General features: G+C 61.9%; 24 protein-coding genes and 1 tRNA gene. 4 read left to right on the forward strand and 21 right to left on the reverse strand.

The features are described 5' to 3' along the window. Nucleotide 1: 1 nt before the first annotated feature. The 13 genes from BBJ66_RS07820 to BBJ66_RS07880 form a co-directional block, all read right to left on the reverse strand. Nucleotides 2-1,594, reverse strand: coding sequence for a peptidoglycan DD-metalloendopeptidase family protein (locus tag BBJ66_RS07820; RefSeq protein WP_071086080.1), 1,593 nt, complete (start codon nt 1,592-1,594; stop codon nt 2-4). Nucleotides 1,595-1,733: 139 nt separating this feature from the next. Next, a complete protein-coding gene (locus BBJ66_RS07825) occupies nt 1,734-2,387 on the reverse strand; it encodes a protein-L-isoaspartate(D-aspartate) O-methyltransferase (RefSeq protein WP_071086082.1) in 654 nt (217 codons plus the stop codon). After that, complete coding sequence (gene surE, locus BBJ66_RS07830) at nt 2,384-3,157, reverse strand: 5'/3'-nucleotidase SurE (protein WP_049734268.1); 774 nt, start codon at nt 3,155-3,157, stop codon at nt 2,384-2,386. Before surE ends, BBJ66_RS07825 begins: the two co-directional genes overlap by 4 nt. A gap of 4 nt (nt 3,158-3,161) precedes the next feature. Further along, a complete protein-coding gene (serS, locus tag BBJ66_RS07835; RefSeq protein ID WP_071086084.1) occupies nt 3,162-4,445 on the reverse strand; it encodes a serine--tRNA ligase in 1,284 nt (427 codons plus the stop codon). Between the two features lie 99 nt (nt 4,446-4,544). After that, a complete protein-coding gene (tatC, locus tag BBJ66_RS07840; protein WP_071086086.1) occupies nt 4,545-5,372 on the reverse strand; it encodes a twin-arginine translocase subunit TatC in 828 nt (275 codons plus the stop codon). Beyond that, nucleotides 5,369-5,998, reverse strand: coding sequence for a Sec-independent protein translocase protein TatB (gene tatB / locus BBJ66_RS07845; protein WP_071086088.1), 630 nt, complete (start codon nt 5,996-5,998; stop codon nt 5,369-5,371). The genes tatC and tatB overlap by 4 nt, the downstream gene beginning before the upstream one ends. Nucleotides 5,999-6,049: 51 nt before the next feature. Further along, nucleotides 6,050-6,241 carry a twin-arginine translocase TatA/TatE family subunit gene (locus BBJ66_RS07850; RefSeq protein WP_003538990.1) on the reverse strand — a complete coding sequence of 64 codons (192 nt, stop codon included), beginning with the start codon at nt 6,239-6,241 and terminating at the stop codon, nt 6,050-6,052. Between the two features lie 181 nt (nt 6,242-6,422). Continuing rightward, the gene (gene scpB, locus BBJ66_RS07855) at nt 6,423-7,139 is read right to left on the reverse strand and encodes an SMC-Scp complex subunit ScpB (protein WP_071086091.1); all 717 of its coding nucleotides are present in this window, start codon (nt 7,137-7,139) and stop codon (nt 6,423-6,425) included. Next, nucleotides 7,136-7,993: a segregation and condensation protein A gene (locus tag BBJ66_RS07860; RefSeq protein ID WP_071086093.1), complete on the reverse strand. Its 858-nt coding sequence runs from the start codon at nt 7,991-7,993 to the stop codon at nt 7,136-7,138. The genes scpB and BBJ66_RS07860 overlap by 4 nt, the downstream gene beginning before the upstream one ends. Nucleotides 7,994-8,011: 18 nt before the next feature. After that, a complete protein-coding gene (nagZ, locus tag BBJ66_RS07865; protein ID WP_071086097.1) occupies nt 8,012-9,025 on the reverse strand; it encodes a beta-N-acetylhexosaminidase in 1,014 nt (337 codons plus the stop codon). 110 nt (nt 9,026-9,135) lie between these two features. Then, nucleotides 9,136-12,429, reverse strand: a complete 3,294-nt coding sequence (locus BBJ66_RS07870) for an SPOR domain-containing protein (RefSeq protein ID WP_071086099.1) — start codon at nt 12,427-12,429, stop codon at nt 9,136-9,138. Nucleotides 12,430-12,490: 61 nt separating this feature from the next. After that, nucleotides 12,491-14,248: an arginine--tRNA ligase gene (gene argS / locus BBJ66_RS07875; RefSeq protein ID WP_049734262.1), complete on the reverse strand. Its 1,758-nt coding sequence runs from the start codon at nt 14,246-14,248 to the stop codon at nt 12,491-12,493. A 62-nt stretch (nt 14,249-14,310) separates the two neighbouring features. Further along, nucleotides 14,311-15,528, reverse strand: coding sequence for a deoxyguanosinetriphosphate triphosphohydrolase (locus BBJ66_RS07880; RefSeq protein ID WP_049734261.1), 1,218 nt, complete (start codon nt 15,526-15,528; stop codon nt 14,311-14,313). 222 nt (nt 15,529-15,750) lie between these two features. Between BBJ66_RS07880 and erpA the strand changes: the two genes are divergently transcribed. Continuing rightward, a complete protein-coding gene (gene erpA, locus BBJ66_RS07885) occupies nt 15,751-16,083 on the forward strand; it encodes an iron-sulfur cluster insertion protein ErpA (RefSeq protein WP_071086101.1) in 333 nt (110 codons plus the stop codon). A gap of 124 nt (nt 16,084-16,207) precedes the next feature. Next, nucleotides 16,208-16,999 (forward strand): exodeoxyribonuclease III, encoded by a 792-nt coding sequence (gene xth, locus BBJ66_RS07890; RefSeq protein ID WP_049734259.1) that lies wholly within the window; start codon nt 16,208-16,210, stop codon nt 16,997-16,999. 75 nt (nt 17,000-17,074) lie between these two features. Here the strand turns inward: xth and exoR are convergent, their stop codons facing one another. The 5 genes from exoR to BBJ66_RS07915 form a co-directional block, all read right to left on the reverse strand. Further along, nucleotides 17,075-17,878 (reverse strand): exopolysaccharide production regulator ExoR, encoded by an 804-nt coding sequence (exoR, locus tag BBJ66_RS07895; protein ID WP_071086104.1) that lies wholly within the window; start codon nt 17,876-17,878, stop codon nt 17,075-17,077. Nucleotides 17,879-17,900: 22 nt separating this feature from the next. Further along, a complete protein-coding gene (locus tag BBJ66_RS07900) occupies nt 17,901-18,368 on the reverse strand; it encodes a hypothetical protein (protein ID WP_071086106.1) in 468 nt (155 codons plus the stop codon). A 231-nt stretch (nt 18,369-18,599) separates the two neighbouring features. Next, on the reverse strand, nt 18,600-19,880 hold the full coding sequence (locus BBJ66_RS07905) for an OmpP1/FadL family transporter (protein ID WP_049734256.1): 1,281 nt from the start codon (nt 19,878-19,880) through the stop codon (nt 18,600-18,602). 399 nt (nt 19,881-20,279) lie between these two features. Beyond that, on the reverse strand, nt 20,280-23,123 hold the full coding sequence (locus tag BBJ66_RS07910) for a valine--tRNA ligase (RefSeq protein ID WP_049734255.1): 2,844 nt from the start codon (nt 23,121-23,123) through the stop codon (nt 20,280-20,282). A gap of 115 nt (nt 23,124-23,238) precedes the next feature. Next, nucleotides 23,239-24,129: a DUF2497 domain-containing protein gene (locus BBJ66_RS07915; protein ID WP_071086109.1), complete on the reverse strand. Its 891-nt coding sequence runs from the start codon at nt 24,127-24,129 to the stop codon at nt 23,239-23,241. Between the two features lie 82 nt (nt 24,130-24,211). Here BBJ66_RS07915 and BBJ66_RS34725 point away from each other — a divergent pair, with 82 nt between their 5' ends. Beyond that, the gene (locus BBJ66_RS34725; protein ID WP_160320346.1) at nt 24,212-24,367 is read left to right on the forward strand and encodes a hypothetical protein; all 156 of its coding nucleotides are present in this window, start codon (nt 24,212-24,214) and stop codon (nt 24,365-24,367) included. 50 nt (nt 24,368-24,417) lie between these two features. Here the strand turns inward: BBJ66_RS34725 and BBJ66_RS07920 are convergent, their stop codons facing one another. Together BBJ66_RS07920 and BBJ66_RS07925 are read right to left on the reverse strand one after the other, a co-directional pair. Then, a complete protein-coding gene (locus BBJ66_RS07920) occupies nt 24,418-25,083 on the reverse strand; it encodes a protein-L-isoaspartate O-methyltransferase family protein (RefSeq protein ID WP_190238081.1) in 666 nt (221 codons plus the stop codon). A 442-nt stretch (nt 25,084-25,525) separates the two neighbouring features. Continuing rightward, a tRNA-Cys gene (locus BBJ66_RS07925) sits at nt 25,526-25,599 on the reverse strand. A gap of 257 nt (nt 25,600-25,856) precedes the next feature. Between BBJ66_RS07925 and BBJ66_RS07930 the strand changes: the two genes are divergently transcribed. Then, a complete protein-coding gene (locus BBJ66_RS07930) occupies nt 25,857-26,192 on the forward strand; it encodes a KTSC domain-containing protein (protein WP_071086111.1) in 336 nt (111 codons plus the stop codon). Here the strand turns inward: BBJ66_RS07930 and BBJ66_RS07935 are convergent. After that, on the reverse strand, nt 26,189-26,527 hold the full coding sequence (locus BBJ66_RS07935; protein WP_071086113.1) for a hypothetical protein: 339 nt from the start codon (nt 26,525-26,527) through the stop codon (nt 26,189-26,191). The genes BBJ66_RS07930 and BBJ66_RS07935 overlap by 4 nt on opposite strands. Nucleotides 26,528-26,552 lie beyond the last annotated feature (25 nt).

Consider the following 26,552-nt stretch of genomic DNA (forward strand, 5'->3'; position numbering starts at 1 on the left):
CCTATTCCAGGAAAGTCATCGGGTTGACCGGGGATGCGTCCTTGCGCACCTCGAAATGGACCTGCGGCTGCTTGACGTCGCCGCTCATGCCGGAGACGGCGACGGTCTGGCCGCGCTGGATCTTCTGACCGCGGGCGACGCTCAGCGTATCGGCATTGCCGTAGACGGTGACGGTGCCGTCGTCGTGACGGACGAGAACCGTGTTGCCGAGTTCCTTCAGGCCGTTGCCGGCATAGATGACGACGCCGTTTTCGGCGGCCTTGATCGGCGTTCCCTGCGGCACCGAGATGTCGATGCCGTCATTGCGGTTGCCGTTGACGTTGGCGCCGTATGAAGCAATGACCTGGCCGCGGACCGGCCAGCGATACTTGCCGATGCCGGTCGATTCCGGTGCGGCCGAGCTGACGTCGGACTTCTTCTCGACATCGTCGACCGTCTGGGTGGCGGCCGGCGCCTTGTAGGGCGCGGGCTCAACGGAGGCCGTCTGCTGGACGGGCGCCGTCTGAGCCGGCTTCGGATCGACCTTCTGGGGCTGGATCGACGCTGTCTTGATAGTGTCGGCAGCGCCGTTCGGAATCTTCAGCGCCTGACCGATCCGGACCGAGCTGGCCGACAGGTTGTTGGCGGCCTTGAGATCGTCGATATTGGTGCCGGTCGCCTTGGCGATCTTTGCCAGCGAATCGCCTTGCTTGACGACATAGGTGCCGGCAGGCGCTTTCGGATCCTTGCCGGCGCCGGCCGGAAGCTTGCCGGTGGCATCGGCACTCGCCATGGTCTTGTCGCGGGCGGAATTGGCGCCGGGAACGACGGCGACGTTCTGCTCGGGCGCCTTCACCGGTTCCGGCATCTTGCCGGGCTTGGAGAGGTCAGCTGCCTGCGACGCCGCCTTGGCGGCATTACCGCCATTGAAGGTCGGGATCAGGATCGCCTGACCGGGCGTGGCGGCGGAAGCTGTCTTCAGATTGTTGACGCGCAGGATTTCCTTTTCCGGAACACCGAAGCGCCTGGAGAGAGTAGCAATGCTTTCACCCGGACGCAGCGTCACCGAAGGAGCATTGGTTCCGGACCAGCCGGAGACCTTCGGCGTCGTGCCCGTCGTCAGTGTATCCGGCGTCAGCTTCGGCGCAGCCGGGGCCACCAATCGGTTTTTTTCCGCCTTGGGCGCAGAAGGGAAAGGCTGGGCGAGCGCGACTTCCTTTTCCCGCTGCCGGGATGGCGCTACCGCCGTCGGAGCCGAAAGTTCCGAACGCTGCACCGCAACCGGCGCCGAGGCCATACGGGCGTTCGACGTGCGGACCGGATCATAACTCGGGTTCGACGGATAAGGCTGGTTCAGTGCGCCATTGCCGCCGCCATAGCCCGACTGGCTGGCAACGGCGGAGCCGCCGAGATCGGCGCGCGGCACCGGATCACCCTGAGCCCCGCCCCTGCGCGGAATGGAACTTGTGGTGATCTGATCCTGCCCTGAGGAGGAAAACAAGCCGCCAAACCGTGTCACATCGGAACTGCAGCCCGTTGCGGCACTTGCCAGCAGGCTCACAACCAGAAGATTACCGGCCGACTTCCCGAACTTCGGCGAAAGACTGAAACGCATTGACTCGACCCACTGAGAACGCAACCATTTGTGAGTCTATTAAAACGCGTTAGTATTACCACGCAGTTAAGATGCTGGAATCAGTGCGATATTTTTGAGAAGTTGATAACCATAGCTTACGGGTAAAAAATCACAGCACCTACAGCAGCGAGGCCAGGCGCGGAACGATCGGCAGATAAGGGGCTTCGAACAGTTCCTCGCGTTCGAAACGGCTGCCGGTTTTTGTCAGCCGCACCATGCGGCATTCGTTCTCGGAGATCATCAGCGGAGCGATCATCGAACCGCCGGAAACCAGCTGGTCGGTATAAAAGCGCGGCATCGCATTGAAGGCCGCCGTCACCAGGATGCGGTCGAAGGTGCCCTCCCCCTGCATGCCGGCGCTGCCGTCGGCGTGGCGGATGATGACGTTGCGCATTCCAAGCGATTCCATGCGCCGCTGCGCCGCCGATGTCAGCGTCTTGTAGCGGTCGATGGACAGGACACGCTCGGCCATGCGGCCCATGACGGCGGCGGTAAAGCCGCTGCCGGTGCCGATTTCCAGGACGCGCTGGCCGGGTTTGAGCTTCAGGTGATGCAGGATACGGACGACAAAATCGATGCCTTCAAGGAAGGAGCCGCATTCGATCGGAATCGTCCGGCTCGAATAGGCGTCATCGGAAAATTGCGGCGGCACGAAGAGCGAGCGCTGCGTCTGCTCGACCGCCGTCAGCAGATCGAGGTCGGAGATCCCTTCGGCACGCAATCTGAGGACGAGCGCCGCAAAGCCCTCCTTCTCGGCCAGTCTTGCCGTCAAACCTGTGCTCCGTATCCCAGGGCCCGCGCCACGCGGTCCGTTACGGAATAATCGGTCAGATCCAGTTTCAAAGGCGTTACCGAAATCTTGTTATGCTTCAAGGCGTGAATATCGGTGCCTTCGATGAAGGCGCCGGCGCGTTCGCCGAACTTCAGCCAGTAATAGGGAAAGCCCCGGCCATCGGAGCGGGCATCGACCTGCAGGTTGAAGGCGAGCTTGCCCTGCATGGTCACCTCGGCGCCGTCGACATCACCGGGACGGCAGTTCGGGAAGTTGAGATTGAGGAACGTGCCCTCCGGCAGGTCCAGAACCATCAGCTTCTCCAGAAGAGCCGGGGCATGCGTCTCGCAGACCTCCCAGGGCACGATGCGCGCACCGTCCTCATAGAGATAGGCCTGGCTCAGCGCGAAGGAGCGCACACCCTGCATCGTGCCTTCGATGGCGCCGGCGATCGTGCCGGAATAGGTCACGTCGTCTGCGACGTTCGAGCCCGAATTGACGCCGGAGAGGACGAGATCGGGCTTGATGTCCATCACCTGCCGGATGCCCATGATGACGCAATCGGTCGGCGTGCCGCGCAGGGCGAAATGCTTGTCGGAAATCTTGCGCAGCCGCAAAGGCTCGGACAGGCTCAGCGAATGGGCAAGACCGCTTTGGTCGGTCTCCGGCGCCACGATCCAGACGTCGTCGGACAGCGTGCGGGCGATCCGCTCCAACGCGGCCAAGCCTTCGGCATGGATGCCGTCGTCATTCGTAAGCAGGATGCGCATCGCCTCAGGCCGCCCGTTCGATCTTGGTCAACCCGCCCATATAAGGCAGCAAAACGTCCGGAATCGTGACGGAACCGTCCTCGTTCAAATAATTTTCAAGCACGGCGATCAGGCAGCGGCCGACGGCGGTGCCGGAACCGTTCAGCGTGTGGACGAACCTGTTGCTCTTGTCGTCCTTGCCGCGGTAACGCGCGTTCATCCGGCGGGCCTGGAAATCGCCGCAGACCGAGCAGGAGGAGATTTCACGGAAGGCGTTCTGTCCCGGCAGCCAGACTTCGAGATCGTAGGTCTTGCGCGAGCCGAAGCCCATGTCGCCGGTGCACAGCGTCAACGTGCGGAAGTGCAGGCCGAGCCGCTTCAGCACTTCTTCGGCGCAGGCGGTCATCCGTTCATGCTCGGCAATGGCGCTCTCGGCATCGGTGATCGAGACGAGTTCGCATTTCCAGAACTGGTGCTGGCGCAGCATGCCGCGGGTGTCGCGGCCGGCCGAGCCCGCTTCCGAGCGGAAGGACGGCGTCAATGCGGTGAAGCGTAGCGGCAGCTTTTCCTGGTCGAGGATTTCCTCGCGCACCAGATTGGTCAGCGTCACCTCCGCCGTCGGAATGAGATAGCGGCCATCCGTCGTCTTGAAGAGATCCTCTTCGAATTTCGGCAGGCTGCCGGTGCCGAACACCGCTTCAGCCCGAACCATCAGCGGCGAGCTGACTTCGGTGTATCCGTGCTCGCGCGTGTGGAGATCGATCATGAACTGGCCGAGTGCGCGCTCGAGCCTGGCGAGCGGGCCGGTCAGCACCGTGAAGCGCGAGCCGGAGAGCTTGGCGGCGCGCTCGAAATCCATATAGCCGAGCGCCTCGCCGATTTCGAAGTGCTCCTTCGGCGTATGGTTCCAACGCGGTTTTTCGCCGACGGTGCGGGTGACGACATTGTCATGCTCGTCCTTGCCGACCGGAACATCGTCGAAAGGTATGTTCGGGATGCGCGACAGCGCGTCGTTGAGCTCGGCCGTCAGCTGCCGATCCTCTTCCTCGACCGTCGGCAGCAGCGCTTTCAGCTCGGCGACCTCGGCCTTCAGCGTCTCGGCGAGCTCGGCATTCTTCTGGGACAGCGCCGCGCCGATCTCCTTGGAAGCGAGGTTGCGGCGGGACAGCAGGTCCTGCGCTTTCTGCACGGCGGAGCGGCGCCTTTCATCGAGGGCAACGAGATTTTGCGCCAGGGGCTCCGCACCGCGCTTGGCGAGGGCGGCATCGAGCGCTTCGGGATTCTCACGGATCCATTTGATATCGAGCATCGTCGTTCCAGGTCGTTGCAACAGAAGTGACCCGGCCAAAGCCTGACCGGGCTTCGACCGGATGAGACGGCGTTCGTGAAAGGATTTCCGGATTGCCGCTCAGACGCTGTCCGTCTTGGCAACGTCCGCGGATTCGGTGTCCTTTTCGACCGCCTGCCGGGCACGCTGGCGCTCTACGAGTCGCGCCGCATGGATGGAAATCTCGTAGAGAAGGATCGTCGGTATCGCAAGGCCGATCTGGGACATCGGATCCGGCGGCGTCAGCACGGCGGCGACGATGAAGGCAAGGACAATGGCGAACTTGCGCTTTTCGGCCAGCCATTGCGATGTCAGCAGGCCGACACGGGCAAGCAGCGTGGTGATGACGGGCAGCTGGAAGACGAGGCCGAAGGAGAAGACCAGCGTCATGATCAGGCTCAGATATTCCGAGACCTTCGGCATCAGCGAGATCGCCACCTCGTCATGACCCGGCGCCTGCTGCATCGACAGGAAGAACCACATGACCATCGGCGTGAAGAAGAAGTAGACGAGCGCCGCGCCCATCAGGAACAGGACCGGCGAAGCGATCAGGAACGGCAGGAAGGCCTGACGCTCGTTCTTGTAGAGGCCGGGGGCGACGAACTTGTAGACCTGCGCGGCAATGATCGGAAACGCGACCACGAGGCCGCCGAACATCGCCACCTTGACCTGCGTGAAGAAGAATTCCTGGGGCGCGGTGTAAATCAGCTGGGCCTTCTCGACGTCGAGATGCGCCCACTCCACCGCCGTCTTGTAGGGAATGACCAGATAGTTGAAGAGATGCTTGGCAAAAAAGAAGCATGCGATGAAGGCGACGAAAAACGCGCCGATCGACCACATGAGCCGCGTGCGCAGCTCCATCAGGTGCTCGATCAACGGCTGCGGCTTGTCTTCGATATCACCGCTCATGCCTCGTCCTTCTTGTTCTTCGTCTGCACTGGCGTCTTCGGCGCTGCGGGCTTTCTGGCAGCCGTCGTGCGCTTCGGCTTTTCTACGGCCACATTTTCCACGGGCGCGGCGATGGCAAAGGCAGCCTTATCTGCCGCCTTGGCGCGCGGCTTGCGCACCGCTTTCGGCTTGGCGGCTACCGCATCGGCCGTAGCGACCGCGGCTGCAACGGGTTCTGGCGTCGGCGCGGGCGCCGGCATCAGCGGCGGCGTTTCCGGCAGGCTCATCGACGGCGTCGGGGCCGAGACGGCAGCCGGCGGTACTTCGGTCTTGTTATCAGGCGCCGCGGTCGCCTTCTGCAGGTCGGCCTTGATCTCGTTGCCCATCTGGCGAAGCGGGTTCATCGCCTCGCGCAGGCTGTTGACCGGGTTGAGCTTCTGAGCGTCGCTGAGCGTCTGGCGGACATCGTCAAGCTCGGCCTCGCGCAACGCTTCGTCGAACTGCGCACGGAATTCACCCGCCACTTTGCGGGCGCGCTGCGTCATCTTGCCGAAAGCGCGCAGCATCGGCGGCAAATCCTTGGGACCGACGACCACGATCAGGACGACCGCGATGACCAAAAGCTCGGTCCAGCCAATATCGAACATGCAAGGCTCCTGGACGGGAAGCGCGGGGGCTGCGCTCTTTCCCGCACTTGGTTACTTCGTTTCGTCGGCCTTGTGATCGACGGTCTTGGCCGTATCCGGCGCGTCTTCGTCCGTCATGCCCTTCTTGAAGCTCTTGATGCCCTTGGCGACATCTCCCATCAGTTCCGGGATCTTGCCGCGACCGAACAACAACAGCACGATGACCAGAACGATCAGCCAGTGCCACATGCTAAAAGAACCCATTACCCTAACTCCCTGTTTCGATGTTCCCTCGATGTAAGAATTTCCCACACCGTTTCCAACATCAAGCCCTTTGAACTGCGCTTAATGTCACGGTATCGCCCCGTGTGACAAGCCACAGCCCCCCGAAAAATCGTGAGCACCATTGTTTTCGTCATGCGTGGCGAAAGCAAGACGAAGTCCTTCAATCTTCGGAGGTAGAACGCGGGGCGAGCAACCCAAGTTCTTCGAGATCCATCTGGGTAATGGGGTCTTCGTCCTCGCTCAGCTCGTCGTTCATCAATGGCGAGGGAATATTGAAATTCGCCGGAATTCGGCCCGACAGCAGGCCCGCGCCCTTCAATTCTTCGAGACCGGGCAGATCGCGCAATTCCTCGAGACCGAAATGGTCGAGGAAATCGCGTGTCGTGCCCAATGTCACCGGCCGGCCAGGCGTGCGGCGGCGACCGCGAAACCGTACCCAGCCGGCTTCCATCAGCACGTCGAGCGTGCCGCGCGAGGTCTGGACGCCGCGGATATCCTCGATCTCGGCGCGCGTCACTGGCTGGTGATAAGCGATGATCGCCAGCACTTCCAATGCGGCGCGCGACAGCTTCTTCACCTCGTTGTCGTCGCGGCGGATGACGAAGGAGAGATCGGCGGCGGTGCGGTAGGCCCAGGCGCCCTCGATCTGCACGAGGTTGACGCCCCGCGGCGCATAGTGTGCCTTCAGGCGCAGCATGATGGCGCGCACATCGGTTCCCTCCGGCAGGCGCTCGGCGAGAAAGCCTTCGGAGACCGGTTGCGAGGAGGCAAAGACCAGCGCTTCGGCGATGCGTTCGGCCTCGATCTCCGCCTGCAGGTCGCGGCTCCTGCTTTCGAAATCGTCCTCGAAATCCTCTTCGCTCTGCGGATCGATCAAACCGGCTGCTCCTGCTCCACCACCTGCAGCGTGGCGTGTTTGGGCCCGCGGCGCATGTATATCGGCTGAAAGGCGCCGTCCTGACGGATTTCCAGCTTGCCCTCGCGCACCAGCTCCAGCGAGGCGGCAAAAGCGCTGGCGATCGCCGTGACGCGTTCCTCGGGCGTTGCGAGATAACGCAGCAGATAATGCTCCATCGCCGTCCAGTCGCCGACCTCGCCGATCATCTGGGTCAGCAATTCGCGCGCATCGGTCAGCGACCAGACATTGCGCCTCTCGATCGTCACCTGGGTCACGGCATTGCGCTGGCGCAGCGTCGCATAGGCGGTCAAAAGATCGTAGAGGCTTGCCGCATAGGCGGATTGCTGCCGGTCGGGAATATGCTCGGGCGCGCCGCGCACGAAGATATCGCGGCCAAGGCGGTTGCGGTTGACGAGGCCCTCCGCGGCCTGGCGCATGGCTTCGAGGCGTTTCAGCCGGAAGGCGAGCGTTGCCGCCATCTCCTCGCCCGAAGGACCGTCATCCTTGATCTGCTGGGGTATCAGCAGCCGCGACTTGAGATAGGCAAGCCAGGCCGCCATGACGAGATAATCGGCGGCAAGCTCGATGCGGATACGCCGGGCGCTCTCGACGAACTGCAGATACTGCTCGGCAAGCGCCAGCACCGAAATGCGCGACAGGTCGACCTTCTGATTGCGGGCGAGATAGAGCAACAGGTCGAGCGGGCCTTCGAAGCCGGCGACGTCGATCACCAGCGCCGGCTCGTGGCTGGCGCGCTCGGCGCCGTTATCCTGCCACAGCTTATCCATCGGCGTTGCCGCCTGTGGACGCTCCGTGCCCTTGACCGTGCTCACCACCCTGCTCCCCTGCGATCACACGATCGCAAACATCGCCTCGAATTCCGCTCTCAATTCCGCCTCATCGGCGGCATCCGGCGCGGCAAAACCTGCTTCCACCGCTTTTGCGCGAGCAAGCGACGCGCCAGCGAGCGGCGGAACATTTGCCACGACATCCAGCATCTCGTCCATATGGCCATTGCAATGCAGCACGATATCGCATCCGCCTGCAATGATATTCGCCGCACGTTCGCCGATCGTGCCGGAAAGAGCATTCATCGAGCTGTCGTCGGAGAGCAGCAGACCGGTAAAACCGATATGCTCGCGGATGATGCCGTCGGTCACCTTGCGCGAGGTCGTCGCCGGATTGTCCGGGTCGATGGCGGTGAAGACGACGTGACAGGTCATCGCCATCAACTCGTCCTTCATCGCGATAAAGGGCGGGAAATCATGGACCTCAAGCTCATCGCGCGAGACGGTGACGACCGGCAGTTCCAGATGGGAATCGGCAAAGCCGCGGCCGTGGCCGGGCATATGTTTCATGACAGGCAACAGGCCGCCGGCCTTCAGCCCTTCGGCAGCCGCCCGGCCCATGGCGATGACGGTCTGCGGATCGCCGCCATAGGCGCGGTCGCCGATGACGTTGCTGCTGCCCTCGACCGGCACGTCGAGCACCGGCAGGCAATCGACATCGATGCCGAGGCGCGAAAGATCGAAGGCATGCAGCCGCGACATCACCCAGGCGGCACGGAGCCCAAGCGCCGGGTCGCGGCGATAGAGATCGCCGAGCGCCTGGCCCGAGGGATAACGTGCGAGAACCGGCGGACGGATTCGCTGCACACGGCCGCCCTCCTGGTCGATCAGCACCGGCGCATGCCAGCCGACGCTGTCGCGCAGTTCGGCGACGAGATCGGCGATCTGCCCTGCTTCGGAGATGTTGCGCCCGAAGAGGATGAAGCCCCAGGGCCGTTCGCCCCGGTAGAAGGCCTTCTCTTCGGATGTGAGGGCAAGGCCGCTGCAGCCTAGGATCATCGCTTTTGATTCGGTCATGTGAGAATCATAGACCGTGGCCCGCCAAATGCGAACAAGGTCGGGCGCGATGCACAAAAAAGAGCGGCGGACCGAACCGGCCCGCCGCTCTTTAAATCCAGGATGTCATGTTACCTGGAGATCAGGCAGCTTCCGCCCGCCGCGCGATATTGTTCGCAAAGCGCTGCGGCCTCGTCCTTGGAACCGGCCGGAATGCGGACGCGATAGAACGTGCCCTTGCCGGCGACATCGGCCCTGCGGATCTCATGAGCGCGACCACCCAGCACGCCGGCGAATTTCTTCGACAGGCTGGCATAGGATTTGTTCGCCTCGTCTTCCGAGGGCAGTGAGGCGATCTGGATGCCGTAGCCGCCGGCGGCGGCGGCCTGCTGCTGCGGCTTGGCAGCGGCAGGTGCTGCGGCCGCAACTTCCGTCGTCTTCGGCTGCTGGGCGGCCGGGCGGACATTGCCCTTTTCGGTCACGGTACCGACGACGTTGACCGGCTGGTCGACCGGACGGGCGGTCGGAACAGGAGCGGTATCGCCGATCGCCGTGGTCTTGACCGGGCGCACCGGCGCATCGACCGGGGCCGGATTTGCAGCCTGCGCATCGGTGCCGGCTGCAACCGGCGGCTTTGCCGGCGCGGTTTCCACAGGCGCCGCGGAACGGGCATCGGCGGAGGCAACCTCGGCATTTGCAGGGAAGCTTGCGGCCGTTCCGGCGACTGGCGGCACTGAGGAAGCCGATTGCGCCGACGGGGCGGTCAATGCCGGCATCGGCTGAGCGGCCTGTGCAGACTGCGTCGCCGGGACGGACGGTGTCGTCGGGGCAGCCGGCTGGTCGACAGGGGCCGGTTCCTCGCGGGCGACCAGGGTGCCGTCAGGCTTGACGATCATCGTGCGAACCTTGCGCGGCGAAACCGACGGCGTCTTGTCGGCACCGCCTGCGGCAGCGTTGTCCACATTGTCCTGGTTCGGCAGCAGACGCGGATCCTCCGTCTCGCCGACCGCGGTCGGCGTGACCTGATCACCTGGGTTGGCGTTCTCGTCGTCCTCAGGCAGCGCTTCCGGGGTCAGCGTGCGCTGGACGACATCGACCGGCGCCTCGTCGGAAGACACCAGCGCCTTCTGCTTCGGCTCCTCGGCAGAACCGGCAACACGATCGTAGACGGCCTTGTCCTGGTTCGGCACGGTCTTGCCGCCGGGATTTTCCGGAACGACCTTGATCGGTTCCTTGTCGGCCGTGATTACGCGCGGCTCGCCGGATGCGACAATGCCGAGCCCCTCGCCGTTCCAGACGGAGGAATAGACACCATAACCGACACCGGCGAAGACCACGAGCACGACGGCTCCGGCCAGCAGCCGGCGCATCGATCGGGCACGGCTGAAATCGGCCGCCTGGCTTGCCGATTCGATCCGGACCTCGGAGGTCTCGCGGCGCTCGACCGGCTCGCGCACGCTGCGGCGGAAATCCTCCTCCAGCGCCCGTTCGAAATCGTCGAGGCCATCGGCGATGGTTGGTTTGACCGGCTTTGCCGCAGCGGCAGCCGTATCGCGAACCGGGGCCGGCGTTTCGCGCGGCTTGGCCGGCTCGAAGAAGCTTGCGATCTCGGCGTCGAGATCGAAATCGAAATCCTGGGTTTTCGCGACCGGCGCGGGCTGCTCGACCGGCGGCAACGCCGGCACGTGCATGTCCTCGACCGTCTCAGGACGATCCTCCGGATCGGAGATCATCGCCGGATCAAACGGCAGATCCTCGGTCGATTCGGCGACAGGCGCCCAGTTGAAGGCCGGAGCCGGGGCCGCAGTGGGAGCCTGGGGCTGAACGATGACCGGAGCAGGCCGCGCAGCAGTGGAAGCCGCCTGCTGGAAAGCCGGGGTTTGCGGCTCAGACGCAAATTCCGCGGGCGCAACCTCCGAGGCGGACCGAGAAGAGACGGCAGCGGCCTGCTGGGGGGCACGGACCGGCGGCTCCGGCTGCGGCGCGGGCTCGGCCATCGTCAGCTCAGGCTGTTCGGAGAAATCGAGATCGGAAAGTTCCAGCTCGATGCCGGCAAGATCCAGCTCGAAATCATGGCCGGCGAAGGGATCGTCGGCCTCAGGCACGGGCTGTGGCGCCCGCGAATACGCCATTGCGGCGGGCTGGGGCGCAATGACCTCGGCAGGCTGCGGCGCGGCCGGCCTTGCGGCCTCGGCGGCGTAGAGCTGCGCCGGCTCGACCGGAGCGGGGGCCGCGGCAACCGGTGCAGGCGCGATCACCCGCGGCTCGACAAATGCGGCGGCCATAGGCGCGGCGGCAACGGGGGCGACAGCAATGGGCGCTGCTTCGATCGGTTCGGCCTGCGGCGAAACGGGCGACGAATTGGGGCGTTGCGGCACCGGATAGCGCGAGACGTCGGCGAGCAGATCGTCAAGATCGAAAGTGCCGGCAGTATGCGGAACTTCGGGCACGACCTCGGTCAGCGCCGCATCAGCCTGGATCTCGCCTTCGACGGCGGCGGCAAGGAGATCGAAACCGGCGTCGGACCCGAAATCTTCAAGCTCGTCTTCGATTTCGACGAAGTCCTCGGCCTCGGCAACCTCTTCCGACGCGATCACCTCGTCATGGCGATCGAGCTCGGCGGGGAAACCAAGCGACGGAGATGCGGATTCGAACTCCTCGGACGGCTCGACAGTGACGACGGGAGTCAACTGCTCGACGACCGGGGCGGACGGCTCGGTAGCGGGCTGCGGCTCGGTAGCGGGCTGCGCCTCAGCCACCGGCTCTGCGGCCGCTTCGGCCACAGGCGCTTCGACCGCAGGCGCAACCACAGCTTCCTCGCGTTTGGCGGCATGGAAATTGGCAAGCGGCAGCCTGATGCTGGCGGCCGACCACTGCGGCGCCTTGGCAGGCTGCGGCACCGATGAAACCGGGGCGGCGCCGATCGACAGCTCGAGCTCTTCGATCAGGTCGCGCGCACCGCCAAGGGCCGATTGCACCGGCGCCCCGGAAGCGGGCTCGACCGAAAGCTGCTGCGGCCAAGCCGCCTGGTCGTCGGCGGGCGCGTCCCAACTGACTGTGGCAGGCAGAGCTTCTTCCTCAGCCTCAACAGAGGCAACGGAAGCCGGCTCAGGAACCTCAGCCCTCTCAACGGCGGGAGACGCATCAAGAACGGGCTCGATGTAATCTTCAGGCGTGTCGTCATCGGAGATCGGCTCGGCGGGCCGGTCGAGTTCTGCGAGCGGACGGGGCGAATCGTAGCGGTCGAACTCGCGCCCAAGCTCGTCTTCAAGATCGAGAGCGGGCTCGCGCCGCGCTTCGGTCATCGTATTTGCTGCAACACGCGGCTCGAAGCCGACGATACGGGCAAGTTCGGCCAACGGATCGTCGTCGGCAAACAGTTCGTCTTTTCCGCGCGTATCATACGCAAGTTGTTTATCAGCCATGCCTATCCCACTCGCAAACGCCAACTCTGAAATGCCAGCGCATTGTGGGGAAATGGTGACGTTATCGCATTTCGTCCGGTGCGGCAGTGCCTGTAATGGCAAGTCCCGACTTCAAAACCGACGCGACGGCGTACACCAGCCCAAGTCTGGCAATAGTTGATTCTCGGTTTTTATCATTAACAAATCGTAATTCCGGCTGATCTTTACCTTTGTTCCAGTGCGCGTGGAAAGAACTTGCGAGGTCGTAGAGGTAAAAAGCGACCCGATGCGGCTCCTGCGACTGGGCTGCCGCTTCGACGATCCGCGGGAATTCGGCGAGCTTGGCGACGAGCTGCAATTCGGCCGGATCTCCAATGCCTGCAATGGTTTGCGCCAGTTCGGCAGGGGAAACATCGAGGTCGCCGAAAGCCTCCCTCGCCTGCCGGAAGACCGACATGCAGCGGGCATGCGCATATTGCACGTAAAAAACCGGATTATCTTTCGACTGTTCCGTCACTTTGGCGAAATCGAAGTCGAGCGGCTCGGAATTCTTGCGGTAAAGCATCATGAAACGGACCGAATCACGGCCGACTTCCTCGACGACATCCCGAAGCGTGACGAAATCGCCCGAGCGTTTCGACATCTTCACCGGCTCGCCGTTGCGATAGAGCTTGACGAGCTGGCAGAGCAGCACCGTTAGCTTCGCCTTACCGTCCGAAACGCCGCGTGCCACCGCTTCAAGGCGCTTGACGTAGCCGCCATGGTCGGCGCCGAGCACATAGATCATCTCATCGAAACCGCGATCGAACTTGTTCTTGAAGTAGGCGAGGTCGGCGGCGAAATAGGTATAGGAACCGTCGGACTTGATCAGCGGCCGGTCCATATCATCGCCCACTTCGGTCGAGCGGAACAGCGTCTGTTCGCGATCCTCCCAATCTTCGGGCAGTTGGCCCTTCGGCGGCGGCAGCGTGCCCTTGTAGACGTAGCCCTTGAAGGTCAGGTCGTTGATCGCCGTGCGGATCGCAGCCGCGCCATTGGCATGCAGGGTGCGCTCGGAGAAGAAGATATCGTGATGGACGTTCAGCGCCGCCAGGTCTTCGCGGATCATCACCATCATCGCATCGATGGTGCGGTCCTTGACGATCGGCATCCATTGATCTTCCGGCATGTTGTGCAGCCGCACGCCGTAATCGGCGGCAAGCGACTGTCCCACAGGCACGAGATAGTCGCCCGGATAGAGACCCGAGGGAATTTCGCCGATCTTTTCGCCGAGCGCCTCGCGATAGCGCAGGAAGACGGAACGGGCGAGCACGTCGATCTGCGAGCCGGCATCGTTGATGTAATATTCCTTCTCGACGCCGTAGCCGGCAAAGGCGAGCAGGTTGGCGAGCGCGTCGCCGACGACGGCGCCGCGGCAATGGCCGACATGCATCGGCCCGGTCGGATTGGCCGAGACATATTCGACGTTGACCTTCCGCCCCTCACCCAGCCTCGAGCGGCCGTAATCGGTGCCGGCGCCGATCATCGCGGCGAGCAGCCGCTGCCAGTAGCCGACAGAGAGACGGATGTTGATGAAACCGGGACCCGCGACCGAGACATCGGCGACGTCGGCATCCTCCCTGAGCTTGGCGATGATGATGTCGGCCAGCGCGCGCGGGTTGGTTCCGAGCGGTTTTGCCAGCACCATCGCGGCATTGGTCGCAACGTCGCCGTGGCTCGCGTCACGCGGCGGCTCGACAGCGATGCGGCCGAAATCGAGCTCGGATCGCTTTTCCCTGACCAGATCGATCTGTTCAAGGGCGGTTTTGATCCTGGCTTCGAAGTCGGTAAAAAGGTTCATCGCACTCTTCCATGCATAGGCTGTGCCAAAGGCAAATCGGCCCTTGGCGGGGCGACCGCTGCCTATCGCAAATCCGGAGTGTGGTCAAACAATCGCCTGTGGGCGCTGATCGCATAGGTGTCGGTCATGCCGGCGAGATAGTCGCCGACATGGCGGGCCTTCGGCGCATCGGCGAGACCGGCGATATGATCGACCCAGTAATGGCTCTGCATCTCCTTGGGATTGGCCATGTAGGCGGCAAAGAGATCGGTGACGATCCGGGCGGCACCGGCGCGAATGCGCATGATATCGGGATTGCGGTAGATGCGCTTGAACAGCATCGCCTTGATCTGCCTGTCGGTTTCGGCCATGCGATCGGAGAAGGTGGCGATAACCCGGTCGGCAGCGCGGATGTCGGCAGCACTCTCGGGGCGCAGCAGGGAGAGGCGCTCCTGCGCAACGGCGATCACGTCCTCGACCATGCGGGTGATCTGACGCCGCATGATCTCATGGGTGAAGCGGCTCGGCTCCAGATGCGGATAGCGCGCCCTCACCTCGGCCATCAGCCCGGCCAGGAACGGGATTTCCTCCAGCATATCGAAGGTCAAGTAACCGGAGCGCAGGCCATCGTCGATATCGTGGGTGTTATAGGCGATGTCGTCGGCGATCGCCGCGACTTGGGCCTCCAGGCTGGCATAGGTTGCCAGCTCGAGATCGTGCAGCTCGCAATAATCGAGGATCGGCTGCGGAACAGGGCCACGCGTGCCCACACCTTCCGGCGTCAGCAGCGGGCCATTGTGCTTGACCAGGCCTTCGAGGCTTTCCCAGGTCAGGTTGATGCCGTCGAATTCGGCATACCGCCGCTCCAGCTTGGTGACGATGCGCAGCGATTGGGCATTGTGGTCGAAGCCTCCATAGGGCAGCAGCACCTCGTGCAGCGCGTCCTCGCCGGTGTGACCGAACGGCGTGTGGCCGAAATCATGCACCAGCGCCACGCCCTCGGCCAGATCCTCGTCGAGCTTCAGGGCACGGGCGAGCGCGCGGGCGATCTGCGCCACCTCGATCGTATGCGTCAGCCGGGTGCGGTAGTGATCGCCGTCCTGGGCGATGAAGACCTGGGTCTTGTGCTTCAACCGGCGGAAGGCGGTGGTATGGACGATGCGGTCGCGGTCGCGCTGGAAATCGGAGCGCGTCGGGCTTCCATCCTCCTGGTAGAGCCGTCCGCGGCTCGTCCAGGGGTCTGCCGCATAGACCGCCCTCTCACTGCTGCCGAAACCTAAAGCACGCGTGTCGATCGTCATTCTTCACCGTCATCCTGCATGTTGCCGCATCTGCCCATTGACGCCGCTTTGCGCTCTTCATACCTATAGCCCGAAGAAACGGCAAAGAGGCGCTTTCTCAACCACCTCGACGCATCATGGCCTTTTTCCGAAGATCATGATAAGTTTGTTTGATATCAGGTATTTGAACATTCAAGTGCCAAAACCCATTCTCTCCGGATCTTGACCCCGGCAGGAGGAAACATGACGGATACAAGTGTAACCCTTTCAGATGCCGCCGCAAAGCGTATCGCTGCGATCGTCGGCGCCGAGGCCGGCAAAAGCGCGTTGCGCGTCTCCGTCGAAGGCGGCGGCTGTTCCGGCTTTTCCTACAAGTTCGATCTTGCCGACGTCGCCGGCGACGATGACGTCGTTGTAGAGAAGAACAATGCCAAGGTGCTGATCGACAGCCTGTCGCTCGTCTACATGGCGGGCTCGGAGATCGACTTCGTCGACAATCTGCTTGGTCAATCCTTCCAGATCAAGAACCCCAACGCGGTGGCAAGCTGCGGCTGCGGCACCAGCTTCTCGATCTGAATATCCAGACGCATCGCACTGTCCTAATGAACTGGCCGAAGAAGTGCCTCCGGCGGGTTTATCGTCTTGTCCTGCTAGGAAAGACCACGATAAAAGAAGCGCACGAAGCGAACAGGACAGAGCCATGAAGATCGCGACCTGGAACATCAACGGCGTCAAGGCGCGCATCGACAATCTCACGCAATGGCTCAAGGATTCCGATCCGGACATCGTCTGCCTGCAGGAGATCAAGACGGTCGACGAAGGGTTTCCCAGGCTGGAGATCGAGGCACTCGGCTATCATGTCGAGACGCACGGCCAAAAGGGCTTCAATGGCGTGGCGATCCTCTCGAAGAGTTCACCTTCCGAAGTCAACCGCGGCCTGCCCGGCGATCCGCTGGACGAACAGTCGCGTTTCCTCGAAGCGGTGTTCACGCTGCCCGACACACGCATCCTGCGCGTCTGCTGCATCTACCTGCCGAACGGCAATCCTGTCGACACCGAGAAATATCCCTACAAGCTCGCCTGGATGGAGCGCCTGCGGACATTCGCGGCCGAGCGGCTGGCCTATGAGGAGATGCTGGTGCTCGCCGGCGATTACAATGTCATCCCGGAACCGCACGACTGCTTCGATCCAAAGGTCTGGGAAAGCGATGCGCTGTTTCTGCCGCAGACGCGGGAGGCGTTCCGCCGGCTCGAAAATCTCGGGCTGACGGATGCAGTGCGCGCGACGACGGATGCGACGCAGTTCTATTCCTTCTGGGATTATCAGGCAGGTGCCTGGCCGAAGAACAACGGCATTCGCATCGATCATCTGCTGCTGTCGCCCGAGGCCGCCGACCGGATGACGTCGGCTGCGATCGAAAAACATGTGCGGGCCTGGGAAAAGCCGTCCGACCACGTGCCTGTGATCGCCTACTTCGATTTTGCGGCCTAGAATTGCATGAAAACAAAGAGATAGAGCATTTCCGTAATTCGAAGAATCACGGAAATGCCCTATGTTTATCCTGCCTCAGTCGTCCGAGCCGCTGGCGATGCTGTGCGAGAGGGATACCGCCGTGCGGCGGTCGGCCTCGTTGGCAACCGAGAAGGCCTGCTCCTGCAGCGCTTCCATCCAGCCGCAATCCTTGGGCTTGCAGCGGTCGAGTGCCGCCGTCATCAGCGCCAGGCCGCGGGCCGACTGGCCTTCGTCGAAAAGAATATTGCCGAAGACCGCCATGGCGCCGGGATGACCGCTCTTGCGGGCCTGGTTCAGCCATTTCTTCGCCTGTTGCGGGCTGGCATTGCCGCCCTCACCTGCCAGCATCATCTGCGCCAGCTGGAACTGCGCCTCGGGGACGCCAAAGGTGGACGCCACCTGAAAATAAAGCTGGCGCGCCTGGCTGAGGTCGATCCGGACAGGACTGCCCGAAATGCCGTGCTTGTAATAATTGGCGAGCGAGAGCAGCGCGTTGACGAAGAAGCCGGTGTCTTCCGAGCCGGGCTCGACACCCTGCTGGGCGATCTCGCTGTAAATCTTGAAGGCTTCGAAATCATCCTGGGTGACGCCGTCGCCATCGGCATACATGTTGGCAAGCGCCCAGCGCGAGCCCGTATGGCCCTTTTCGGCAGCATATTTATAGGCTTCGACTGCCTCTTCCTTTTGTCCGTTCTTATAGGCTTTGAAGCCGAACTTGAAGAGATCGAAAGGCCCGGATTCCTTGCTGACGCCCGCCTTGATGTCGAATGCGCGGACCGGGCCGGACAGCGCCAGGGCTACGACCATCGACATGCCCATCAGCATGATCTTGAACAGTTTGAACTCGGACGTTACCATTTCAACCGATTTCTTTCGCTCATCACAGGCAGGAATCAGCGGCGCTCGCGCCGTGCATTCCGCGGATGTATTTCGTCGAGGCGAGCGATCCCGCGGCGAGCTCCATGGCTCCTTTGCCCGCGTCGCATCCAGCCCACTGGCCCTCTATCGAAGGCCGAATTCTCAGCGCATCATTCAGAACCACCCGGCTCCCGGCATGGCCCGGCTGCAATCTCCGTGGCACTCTTTCGGCAGGTGCTGCATCCGCCTTCCCGCCTTCACCATAATCGTAAACAGCAAATGTGACGAAACCGGTATCGACATCTCCAGCAAGGCCGGGCTGCTCATTCGAGCGGGCCGAAAACGACAACAACGAACGGCCCGACGGCGCCGCCGCGAAGCCGGATCGGCGGCCGGAACAGCCTTGTGCGGCAAGCGAAACGACCGCAATCAAACGATTGCCGCCAATCGTATCGCGCGATCTGGTGTTACCGGAAAAAAATCGACCCATGCTACAATTTACACGCACCGTAAGCCTGCCCGTCTCCTCGTACGCAAATATCGCTGCGCTCTCTTTGTGGCGGGAAATGGACAAATTCACCCCGCTGCCACCTTACGCCAATCGTCGTAAAAAAGTGTTGCGGAATCGTCACAAAACGGGATCAGAAAATAGTATAATTAACGGGCGCGGATAAAGAAGAGCCCGGCAGTGCCGGGCTCATCAATTCTTCAAATCGGGGAATTAAAACTTAATCTTTAGGCTCGTCGACAGTGCAGCGACCAGATCATTGCCAAAGGAATAGGAGACATCATCTCCAAACGTGACTCCGTCCTGGGTCACAACGCCGGACGAACCGCTCGTCAACACGCCCACGGCACCGGCGACGCGCCATTCGATATGTTCGGTCGGGGTGTAGGCTGCACCGAGACCCACCGTCCAGCTGTCGGTCTGGGCGCCATACCCCTGGCTGGTGCCGCGGTCCCATGTCAGGCTGACTGCGCCGGCCCATTGCTCGTTGAACTTGTGGCCAACACCGCCGGAGATCGTCCAGCCGTCACGATAAAGAAGGTCGAGCGAGGTCAGTTCGGTCGCGCCGCCGGATCGGCAGGCGACCACACCCTTCGTCGACGTCGGGCAGAAAGGCACGGACTGCAGGACGCTCCAGTTCGTCCACTTGACCGATCCGAAGGCGAGCCAATCCGGAGCGATACCGCTCTGCAGCTTCAGCTCCAGCGAATCCGGCGCTTCGGCGGAGCCGAAGACATCCGTGACCCTTCCGTAAGGAGCGCCGTTGAGCGGTGCAAATGGAGCGGTCACCTGCGTCAGATCCACCGTACCGGTCAGGTTATCGTACTTGACGCGGCTGTTATAGACGAGGCTGGCCCGCATCGCATATTCCGGAATCTCGTAGGCGAGGCCGGCGCGCCAGCCCCAGCCGCTATCGTCCAGATCGAGGCGGCCAACGCCGGTGCCGGTGCCGACCAGAAGCGGAACTGTTGAAACCAGCCGTTCCTTAAAGCCTTCAACCTCCTGATAGAACGTGCCGCCGATGATGCGAAGCTGCCCGGGGCCGAGATCAAAACGATAGGAGCAGGTACCGCCATAGTTGCGGGTTTTGATCTCCGTCTCGATGTTATTATTGGCGCCAGCCCAGTTCGAACCCGGATCGGTATGCCCGCCGAAGGGCTCGGAATAGTCGACAAGGCAGTCGATGGCGTCACCGAAACCGGCCTTAAAGCCAATGTAAGGAATGGTGTAGTTCGAGCTGTCGTCGGCGGTGTTTGGCCGGGTGTTCAGATTGCCGCCGCCGGGAGATGTAGACGTATCCGTATCACGGACATCCTTCAGCTTGCGCTGCGGCGTGACATAGGTAACGCCCGACTGAAATGAGAAAGGCGACGTGTCGAACAGCTGATCGATATTGTAGCCGCCGCGCTCCAGGCCGCCGGCGAAGGACGGCGATGCAAGCGACGAAAGAAGAACGAGCGACGTTACGCCCTTGGAAAACCTACGCGATGCCATTGTGTCTCCCCCACTCCAGCAATTGATGTGACGTCACTCTAGTAAGTGTTCGCTCGACATGGCAACGCGCCCCACGGCGGCACTCCCAGGCATTACACTGACCAACTTACGTAAAGAAATTGACGGACACGTCAAAAAATCTGGTTAATAAAATTTTATTCCAGACTTATCGGCTTTCGGATGGGGTTTTGGGTTTTCATTCCACACATTGCGGAAGCTGTATCAATCCGACAACAGTGACAGTTTTCGCCCGGAGGACGCCCGTGAAGCCACAATCCACAGGCTCAGCGCCTGAAATCAGCCGTTTTGAGCACCGAATCAAGCGCGCCCGAAACGACAAAAGACGCGCCCATCGCGGGAGCGCGTCTTTGAAATAACTGACCAAACGAGTAATGAAGCTTATCCGGCTTCGCTCACTCTGGAGAGGGCGGTCTTCAAGCTGGCGATCTGCCCCTTCAGTTCATCGAGGCGCTCGCGCTCGGCCTCGACCACGTCGGGATTGGCATTGGCGACGAACTTCTCGTTGGAGAGCTTGCCGTCGATGCGCGAGATCTCGCCTTCCATTTTGCCGATCGCCTTCTCGAGCCGCGCCTTTTCGGCGGAAAGGTCGATCAGGTTGCCGAGCGGCAGGCAGATGGTGGCCTCGTCGACGACGATCTGGGCAGCCCCCTTCGGCGCATCGTCGGCCAGCGATATCGCCTCGACACGCGCAAGCCGCTTGATGGCGGCGTCGTGGCGGAACAGCCTTTCGCGCGTCAGGTTGTTGGCCTTGACGACGACGAGCGGAGCCGTCGCCGACGGCGGCACGTTCATTTCGGCGCGCACCGAGCGGATGCCGGAGACGAGGTCGATCAGCCAGTTGATCTCGTCGGCAGCCCCGTTATCGGCATAGGAGGGCGACGGCCATTCGGCATGGCAGACCAGCGTGTCGCGCTCTTTGCCCTCGCCCGCCGTATGAGCCCAGAGCTCTTCGGTCATGAAAGGCATGAAGGGATGCAGCAGCTTGTAGATCTCTTCGAGGATATAGGCGCTGCAGGCCTGGGCCTCGGCCTTGGCGCCCTCGTCCTCGCCGTTGAAGACCGGCTTCAAAAGCTCGAGATACCAGTCGCAGACCTGGTTCCAGACGAAGCGGTAGAGCGCGCCGGCGGCATCGTTGAAGCGGAATGCTTCGAGTGCTTCCGTAACGTCACGTTCCGTGCGGGCAAGCTCCGTCAGGATCCACCGGTTGATGGTGAGCTCAGCCGCCTCCGGCACGAAATGCGGATCGCTCTTGGCACCGTTCATCTCGGCAAAACGCGTGGCGTTCCAGAGCTTGGTGCCGAAATTGCGGTAGCCGGCGATGCGAGCCGGATCGAGCTTCACGTCACGGCCCTGCGCCGCCATGATCGCCAGCGTGAAACGCAGCGCATCGGCGCCGTATTCGTCGATCAGTTCCAGGGGATCGATGACGTTGCCCTTGGACTTCGACATCTTCTGCCCATTCTTGTCGCGCACCAGCGCGTGAATGTAGATCGTATGGAAGGGTTCGACGGGATCGCCATTCTCGTCCTTCATGAAATGAAGGCCCATCTGCATCATGCGAACGACCCAGAACGGGATGATATCAAAACCAGTGACCAGGACACTGGTCGGGTAATAACGTGCAAGCTCCGGGGTCTCGTCCGGCCAGCCGAGCGTCGAGAAGGGCCAGAGCGCGGAGGAGAACCATGTGTCGAGCACGTCCTCATCCCGCGTCAGGATCTCGCCCGGCTTGAAGTTTTCGAGCAGGTCCTCGACATAGGCCTTCATCGGCCCCTCATGCGAGAGGTAATGCTGGATCGCCGCCTGCAGCGCCTCTTCCTCGGTCTTTTCGACGAAGACCTGGCCGTCCGGGCCGTACCAGGCGGGAATCTGATGCCCCCACCAGAGCTGGCGGGAAATGCACCACGGCTCGATGTTCTCCAGCCAGTTGAAATAGGTGTTTTCCCAGTTCCTGGGAATGAACCTGGTTTTTCCCTCGCGAACGGATTCCAGCGCGGGCTGGCCCAATGTCTTGTTGTCGACAAACCATTGTTCGGTCAGCCGCGGCTCGATCGGCACGCCACCGCGGTCGCCGTGCGGAACCATATTCTTGTGCGGCTCGATCTTGTCGAGAAGGCCGGCCTCTTCGAAGATCTCGACGATGATTTTGCGCGCATGGAAACGGTCCTGCCCTTCCAGACGATCCCAGGCGCCATGCAGCGCGGCCGGATTATCGAGGCCTTCGAGGAAATCCTCGTTCTCCTTGATGGTAATCGTGGCATCGACGTTCATGACGTTGATGGCCCGCAGCTTCGCGCGCTTGCCGACCTCGAAGTCGTTGAAATCATGTGCAGGCGTGATCTTCACTGCGCCGGTTCCGGCCGTCGGGTCGGCATAGGAATCGGCGACGATCGGAATCTTGCGGCCGACGATCGGCAGAATGACATGCTTGCCGACGATCGGTTTGTAACGCTCGTCTTCGGGGTTCACGGCAACACCGGTATCGCCGAGCATCGTCTCCGGCCGCGTCGTCGCGACGACGATATAGTCGCGCGTCTCGAATTCGGTTGGCTTGCCCTCTTCATCGAAGGCGATCGGATATTGATAGGTGACGCCCGGCTCGAGCGGATAACGCAGATGCCAGAGATGGCCCTTCATCTCGTGCTGCTCGACTTCCATGTCGGAGATCGCAGTCAGGAGTTTTGGGTCCCAATTGACGAGGCGCTTGTCCTTGTAGATCAAGCCCTCCTTGTAGAGCGTGACGAAAACCTCGAGAACCGCCTTCGACAACCCCTCGTCCATGGTGAAGCGTTCGCGCGACCAGTCGCAGGACGCGCCCAGGCGCTTCAGCTGGTTGAAGATCAGGCCGCCCGATTCAGCCTTCCATTCCCAGATCTTGTCGATGAAGGCCTCGCGGCCCATTTCGCGTCGGCCGGGCAGTTGCTGTTCCATCAGCTTGCGCTCGACGACCATCTGCGTGGCGATGCCGGCATGGTCCATGCCGGGCTGCCAGAGCACGTCCTTGCCGCGCATGCGCTCGAAGCGCACCATGATATCCTGCAGCGTGTTGTTCAGCGCATGGCCCATGTGCAGCGAACCGGTGACATTCGGCGGCGGGATGACGATGGTGAAGGTCTCGGCTCCGGGCTTGGCGTTCGCGCCGGCGCGGAAAGCGTCCTCCTCATCCCATTTCGCGGCGATTTTGGGTTCGACGGCAGCAGAATCATAGGTCTTGTCGAGCATTTTCTGACCAATTTCGAGGTTCGAGGGTGGCGTTTGTAAATAGGATGGGCACGGGCAAGTCAATAAAAAAGCCGCCCCGGAGACCGGAGCGGCTTTTCAGGAAAAAGCAATCCGATCAGCGGCGCGGGCCGCGCGCCACGCGCTCGATCTCCTCGCGCACCAGCCGCTCGACCAGCGTCGGCAGATTATCATCAAGCCATTCGCGCAGCATCGGGCGCAGCATATCCTCTGCGATCTCATCAAGCGAGCGGCGCTCAGCACCGTCGATCGCGGCAGCGAGCTCTTCGAAAGAGCGGCTGATCTGCAGACCGGCACCCTCCGAAAGCAGCGTCGGCTGCATCTCGTCCACAAGGCTCGGCAGGAAAGCTTCGGCCGAGGACTGAGCGGGTTCCAAAGCCGGCGGCACCTTCTCGACGGCGGGCAAGGGCTCGGCCATCGCGGGCGCCGCCTCGGCGACTGCGACCCGCGGTGCGTCCGCAAATACCGGCTCGGCCGGCTGCTCGATCACGACCTGGGGAACGGGCGCTGCAGCAGGGGGGAAAACAGGCTGCATCGGCTGCGGCTGCGGTATTGCTGCCCGCGGTGCTTCCGGCATCGGGGCCGGCTGCGGTTCGGGCTGGCGGAAGCCGCTGGGAATTTCACGCAGTGCCTGACCGGCCTGCACGGCACTGCGCTCGGAGGCGGCGCGCACGCGGGCGGCGACATCGGCAAGCGACAGGGCGCGGGCCGGCACTTCAGGTTCGGGGGCGGTGCCGGCCGAATTGGCGGCGACGAAACGCGGATCGGAGGAGCGCATGGCCGGTTCGGGGAACTCCACGCCGGCATAGGTGTCATCAACCGTCAGATGGATATCGGAGCCGTTCTCATCCTCGTCGGCGCCGTAGACCGGCGGCAGGGATGCGGAAATCGCCTTGCCGGCGCCGGGCTCATTGCTTTCGATGATCTGGCGGATGGAGGCCAGAATTTCTTCCATGGACGGTTCACGCGCTACACTTGGCTGAGCCATTTCAATCCCCGTTATCCAAAAACAACGACCGGACGATGTGGAGCGGTCATCCGAATCACCGCGACCTTAGAATACCTCAGACGTGAAAAAAATCATCGCGAATCAAATGAATGAGGCCATGCACAGTTTTGTTACCCGATGTTTGCGAGGTGGCGGCGTCAGGATAAACGATGTTTGTGAAGGCTTTCCGGCGATGCGTAGATTTAAACTGCTACAGCGCCAAAAGGCGCTGCAATGAGAAACGGGCGCCGATGGCGCCCGTCGCTGACTTCATCGATGAAAACGGGATCAGAAAACGAATTCGCGCGCCTTGACGAAACCCGGCAGCGGCTTCACCGAAGCATTGAAGAAGACGTTTTCCGAAACGGCGCCGCGCTCGGCAACGAACACCTTCGCCCGGGCGGCATTGCCGTAACCTTCGACCGTGACCAGACGTCCACCATCGCGCAATTGGCCGAGAAGAGCAGCCGGAACCTCCTCGACTGCGCCGTTGACGAAGATCAGATCATAGGGAGCACCGGCAGCGTAGCCCTTTTCGAGCGGCCCTGTGACCACCTCGATCTTGGCGTAGCCGGCGAGCTGCGTCTTCGCCTCGGCGGCCAGCGCCTCGTCGCATTCGAGCGCGATGACGGAGCCGGCAATGATCGACAGCAGCGCCGATGTGTAACCGGTGCCGCAGCCGACTTCGAGGACGAAATCATCCTTGGTGATCGCAGCCAGTTGCAGCAGCTTGGCGAGCGGCGATGCCTCCATCAGGAAGCGGGCCGGCTTTCCGGGTGCGGCGGCCGATATCTCGACATCGTTGTCGATGTAGGCCAGCAGCTTCGCCTTCTCGGGCACGAATGCCTCACGCGGCACCGTGAGAAGCGCCGTCAGCACGGAATGCGAGGTAACGTCCGTCGTGCGAACCTGGGTGTCGACCATCTTTGCGCGCGCTGCTTCGAAATCCATCATGTCCTCTCGCTCTTGAAAGCGGTTCCTGTCCCTCGTCTCTTAATCCCCGCCACCGATGCTTTCAAGGCTTGGCAGCCGCCGACGAAAAGAATCCGGCAGGCGCTTCTTCCGCGCCACAGAGGCAACGAGGCCCTCCAATGCAAACGTGGAATCCCCCGCCCCTTCATGTTATGATTTTCAACGGAGGAAAGCAGGAGGAGCAGGCCATGTCTGCGATTTTCGAATATTTGACGCTGTTCGATTTTTTCATCATCGCAGCGCTCATCGGCATATTCTGCTGCGGGCTGCTGGACGGTGAAACGACCTTGAAGTGATCGAGGCGCCCAAGCGCGCTCAAAGATAGTTCCCCGCATGGCGGCAATCTCATGCCAGCGAGCGTCAGGCTACGCCTCAGGCGTCGTCGCTTGGTACATTTCAGCGAATTGTGTCATGTGGGAAGATTTGGAGGCCTCGCCCGGAATTGAACCGGGGTACAAGGATTTGCAGTCCTCTGCGTCACCACTCCGCCACGAGGCCTCACAAGCTCGTTATCTGAGCCGTGGCGAGCGTTTAGAATGATCGCAAGGAAATCGCAAGAGGGCATTTCGGAAAAACGCCATTCGCCGGTTGCCCGAAAGGCTATTTCCTATCCCGAAACGGCACGAGTGCAGCTGGAATTTCCCTGCCTCTGACGCTGCCTATTTCCTGCCAATGTTTGCCTTTGAAACAAATCGTCAGCTTGACGATCGTTCTGCGGGCCTCATATTGCCACCGGGAGGGTGATAGGAGCTGCAATGGATTGGGCTGCCCTCAAATCGAAGCACGCGCATGCGGCATATGATGCCGAAAGCCGTGATCTTCATGTAAAATTCCCGGGTTCTCCACCGGTGAAACATGCGGACATTCCGCCGCACGTCTACCAGAACCTGCTGGAAACCAGTGATCCGCACTTCTACTACAACTATTATGTTGCACCTTCCCGCGTCTCACCGGCCAGCCGACATCAGCTCTCCCTTTCCTACGCGCTGAAGCTCGCCCTGCTCCTTGCCGTCAGCAGCCTGCTGATGGTGACCAGTCTCGATCAGGCCCCCAACGGCGGTTTCGAAGAAAGCGAACTCAGGTCCAACTAGATTCGCGTGCGCGATGCCCCCGGCTCAACGGCGATAGGGCCTGCTGCCAGACGGTTAGTCGGGCCGTCGAAAGTGTCGCTTCTGTTCTGATTGCGATAGCGGCGATCGTTTCGGCCGCGGTCGTTATTGCCGTCACGCTCGTTCCGGCCGTTGAAATCGCGGTAGTTGCGCGGCCCGTTATAACTGCCGCCCTGGCCGTGATCGACCATGCAGCCTTCGGGACGGCGGCAGATGCCGCGGGCGTCAAAACCCCGGCTGTCGACGGCCTGCGCCTGGGCGGGAACGCTTGAGAGAATCGCCGCCGCCGACAGGGCGACAACAAAAAATGCCTTCATGTCCTCACCTGACCATTTTGACGCG

It is taken from the genome of Rhizobium sp. RSm-3 (assembly GCF_001854685.1).
GTDB lineage: Bacteria > Pseudomonadota > Alphaproteobacteria > Rhizobiales > Rhizobiaceae > Rhizobium > Rhizobium ecuadorense.

Excerpts from the sequence above, each read along its gene's own strand:
- BBJ66_RS07820 (WP_071086080.1), bottom strand. The coding sequence starts at position 1,594 with ATGCGTTTCAGTCTTTCGCCGAAGTTCGGGAAGTCGGCCGGTAATCTT.
- surE (WP_049734268.1), bottom strand. The coding sequence starts at position 3,157 with ATGCGCATCCTGCTTACGAATGACGACGGCATCCATGCCGAAGGCTTG.
- serS (WP_071086084.1), bottom strand. The coding sequence starts at position 4,445 with ATGCTCGATATCAAATGGATCCGTGAGAATCCCGAAGCGCTCGATGCC.
- tatC (WP_071086086.1), bottom strand. The coding sequence starts at position 5,372 with ATGAGCGGTGATATCGAAGACAAGCCGCAGCCGTTGATCGAGCACCTG.
- tatB (WP_071086088.1), bottom strand. The coding sequence starts at position 5,998 with ATGTTCGATATTGGCTGGACCGAGCTTTTGGTCATCGCGGTCGTCCTG.
- BBJ66_RS07850 (WP_003538990.1), bottom strand. The coding sequence starts at position 6,241 with ATGGGTTCTTTTAGCATGTGGCACTGGCTGATCGTTCTGGTCATCGTG.
- nagZ (WP_071086097.1), bottom strand. The coding sequence starts at position 9,025 with ATGACCGAATCAAAAGCGATGATCCTAGGCTGCAGCGGCCTTGCCCTC.
- BBJ66_RS07870 (WP_071086099.1), bottom strand. The coding sequence starts at position 12,429 with ATGGCTGATAAACAACTTGCGTATGATACGCGCGGAAAAGACGAACTG.
- argS (WP_049734262.1), bottom strand. The coding sequence starts at position 14,248 with ATGAACCTTTTTACCGACTTCGAAGCCAGGATCAAAACCGCCCTTGAA.
- BBJ66_RS07880 (WP_049734261.1), bottom strand. The coding sequence starts at position 15,528 with ATGACGATCGACACGCGTGCTTTAGGTTTCGGCAGCAGTGAGAGGGCG.
- erpA (WP_071086101.1), top strand. The coding sequence starts at position 15,751 with ATGACGGATACAAGTGTAACCCTTTCAGATGCCGCCGCAAAGCGTATC.
- xth (WP_049734259.1), top strand. The coding sequence starts at position 16,208 with ATGAAGATCGCGACCTGGAACATCAACGGCGTCAAGGCGCGCATCGAC.
- exoR (WP_071086104.1), bottom strand. The coding sequence starts at position 17,878 with ATGGTAACGTCCGAGTTCAAACTGTTCAAGATCATGCTGATGGGCATG.
- BBJ66_RS07900 (WP_071086106.1), bottom strand. The coding sequence starts at position 18,368 with ATGGGTCGATTTTTTTCCGGTAACACCAGATCGCGCGATACGATTGGC.
- BBJ66_RS07905 (WP_049734256.1), bottom strand. The coding sequence starts at position 19,880 with ATGGCATCGCGTAGGTTTTCCAAGGGCGTAACGTCGCTCGTTCTTCTT.
- BBJ66_RS07910 (WP_049734255.1), bottom strand. The coding sequence starts at position 23,123 with ATGCTCGACAAGACCTATGATTCTGCTGCCGTCGAACCCAAAATCGCC.
- BBJ66_RS07915 (WP_071086109.1), bottom strand. The coding sequence starts at position 24,129 with ATGGCTCAGCCAAGTGTAGCGCGTGAACCGTCCATGGAAGAAATTCTG.
- BBJ66_RS07920 (WP_190238081.1), bottom strand. The coding sequence starts at position 25,083 with ATGATGGATTTCGAAGCAGCGCGCGCAAAGATGGTCGACACCCAGGTT.
- BBJ66_RS07930 (WP_071086111.1), top strand. The coding sequence starts at position 25,857 with ATGGATTGGGCTGCCCTCAAATCGAAGCACGCGCATGCGGCATATGAT.
- BBJ66_RS07935 (WP_071086113.1), bottom strand. The coding sequence starts at position 26,527 with ATGAAGGCATTTTTTGTTGTCGCCCTGTCGGCGGCGGCGATTCTCTCA.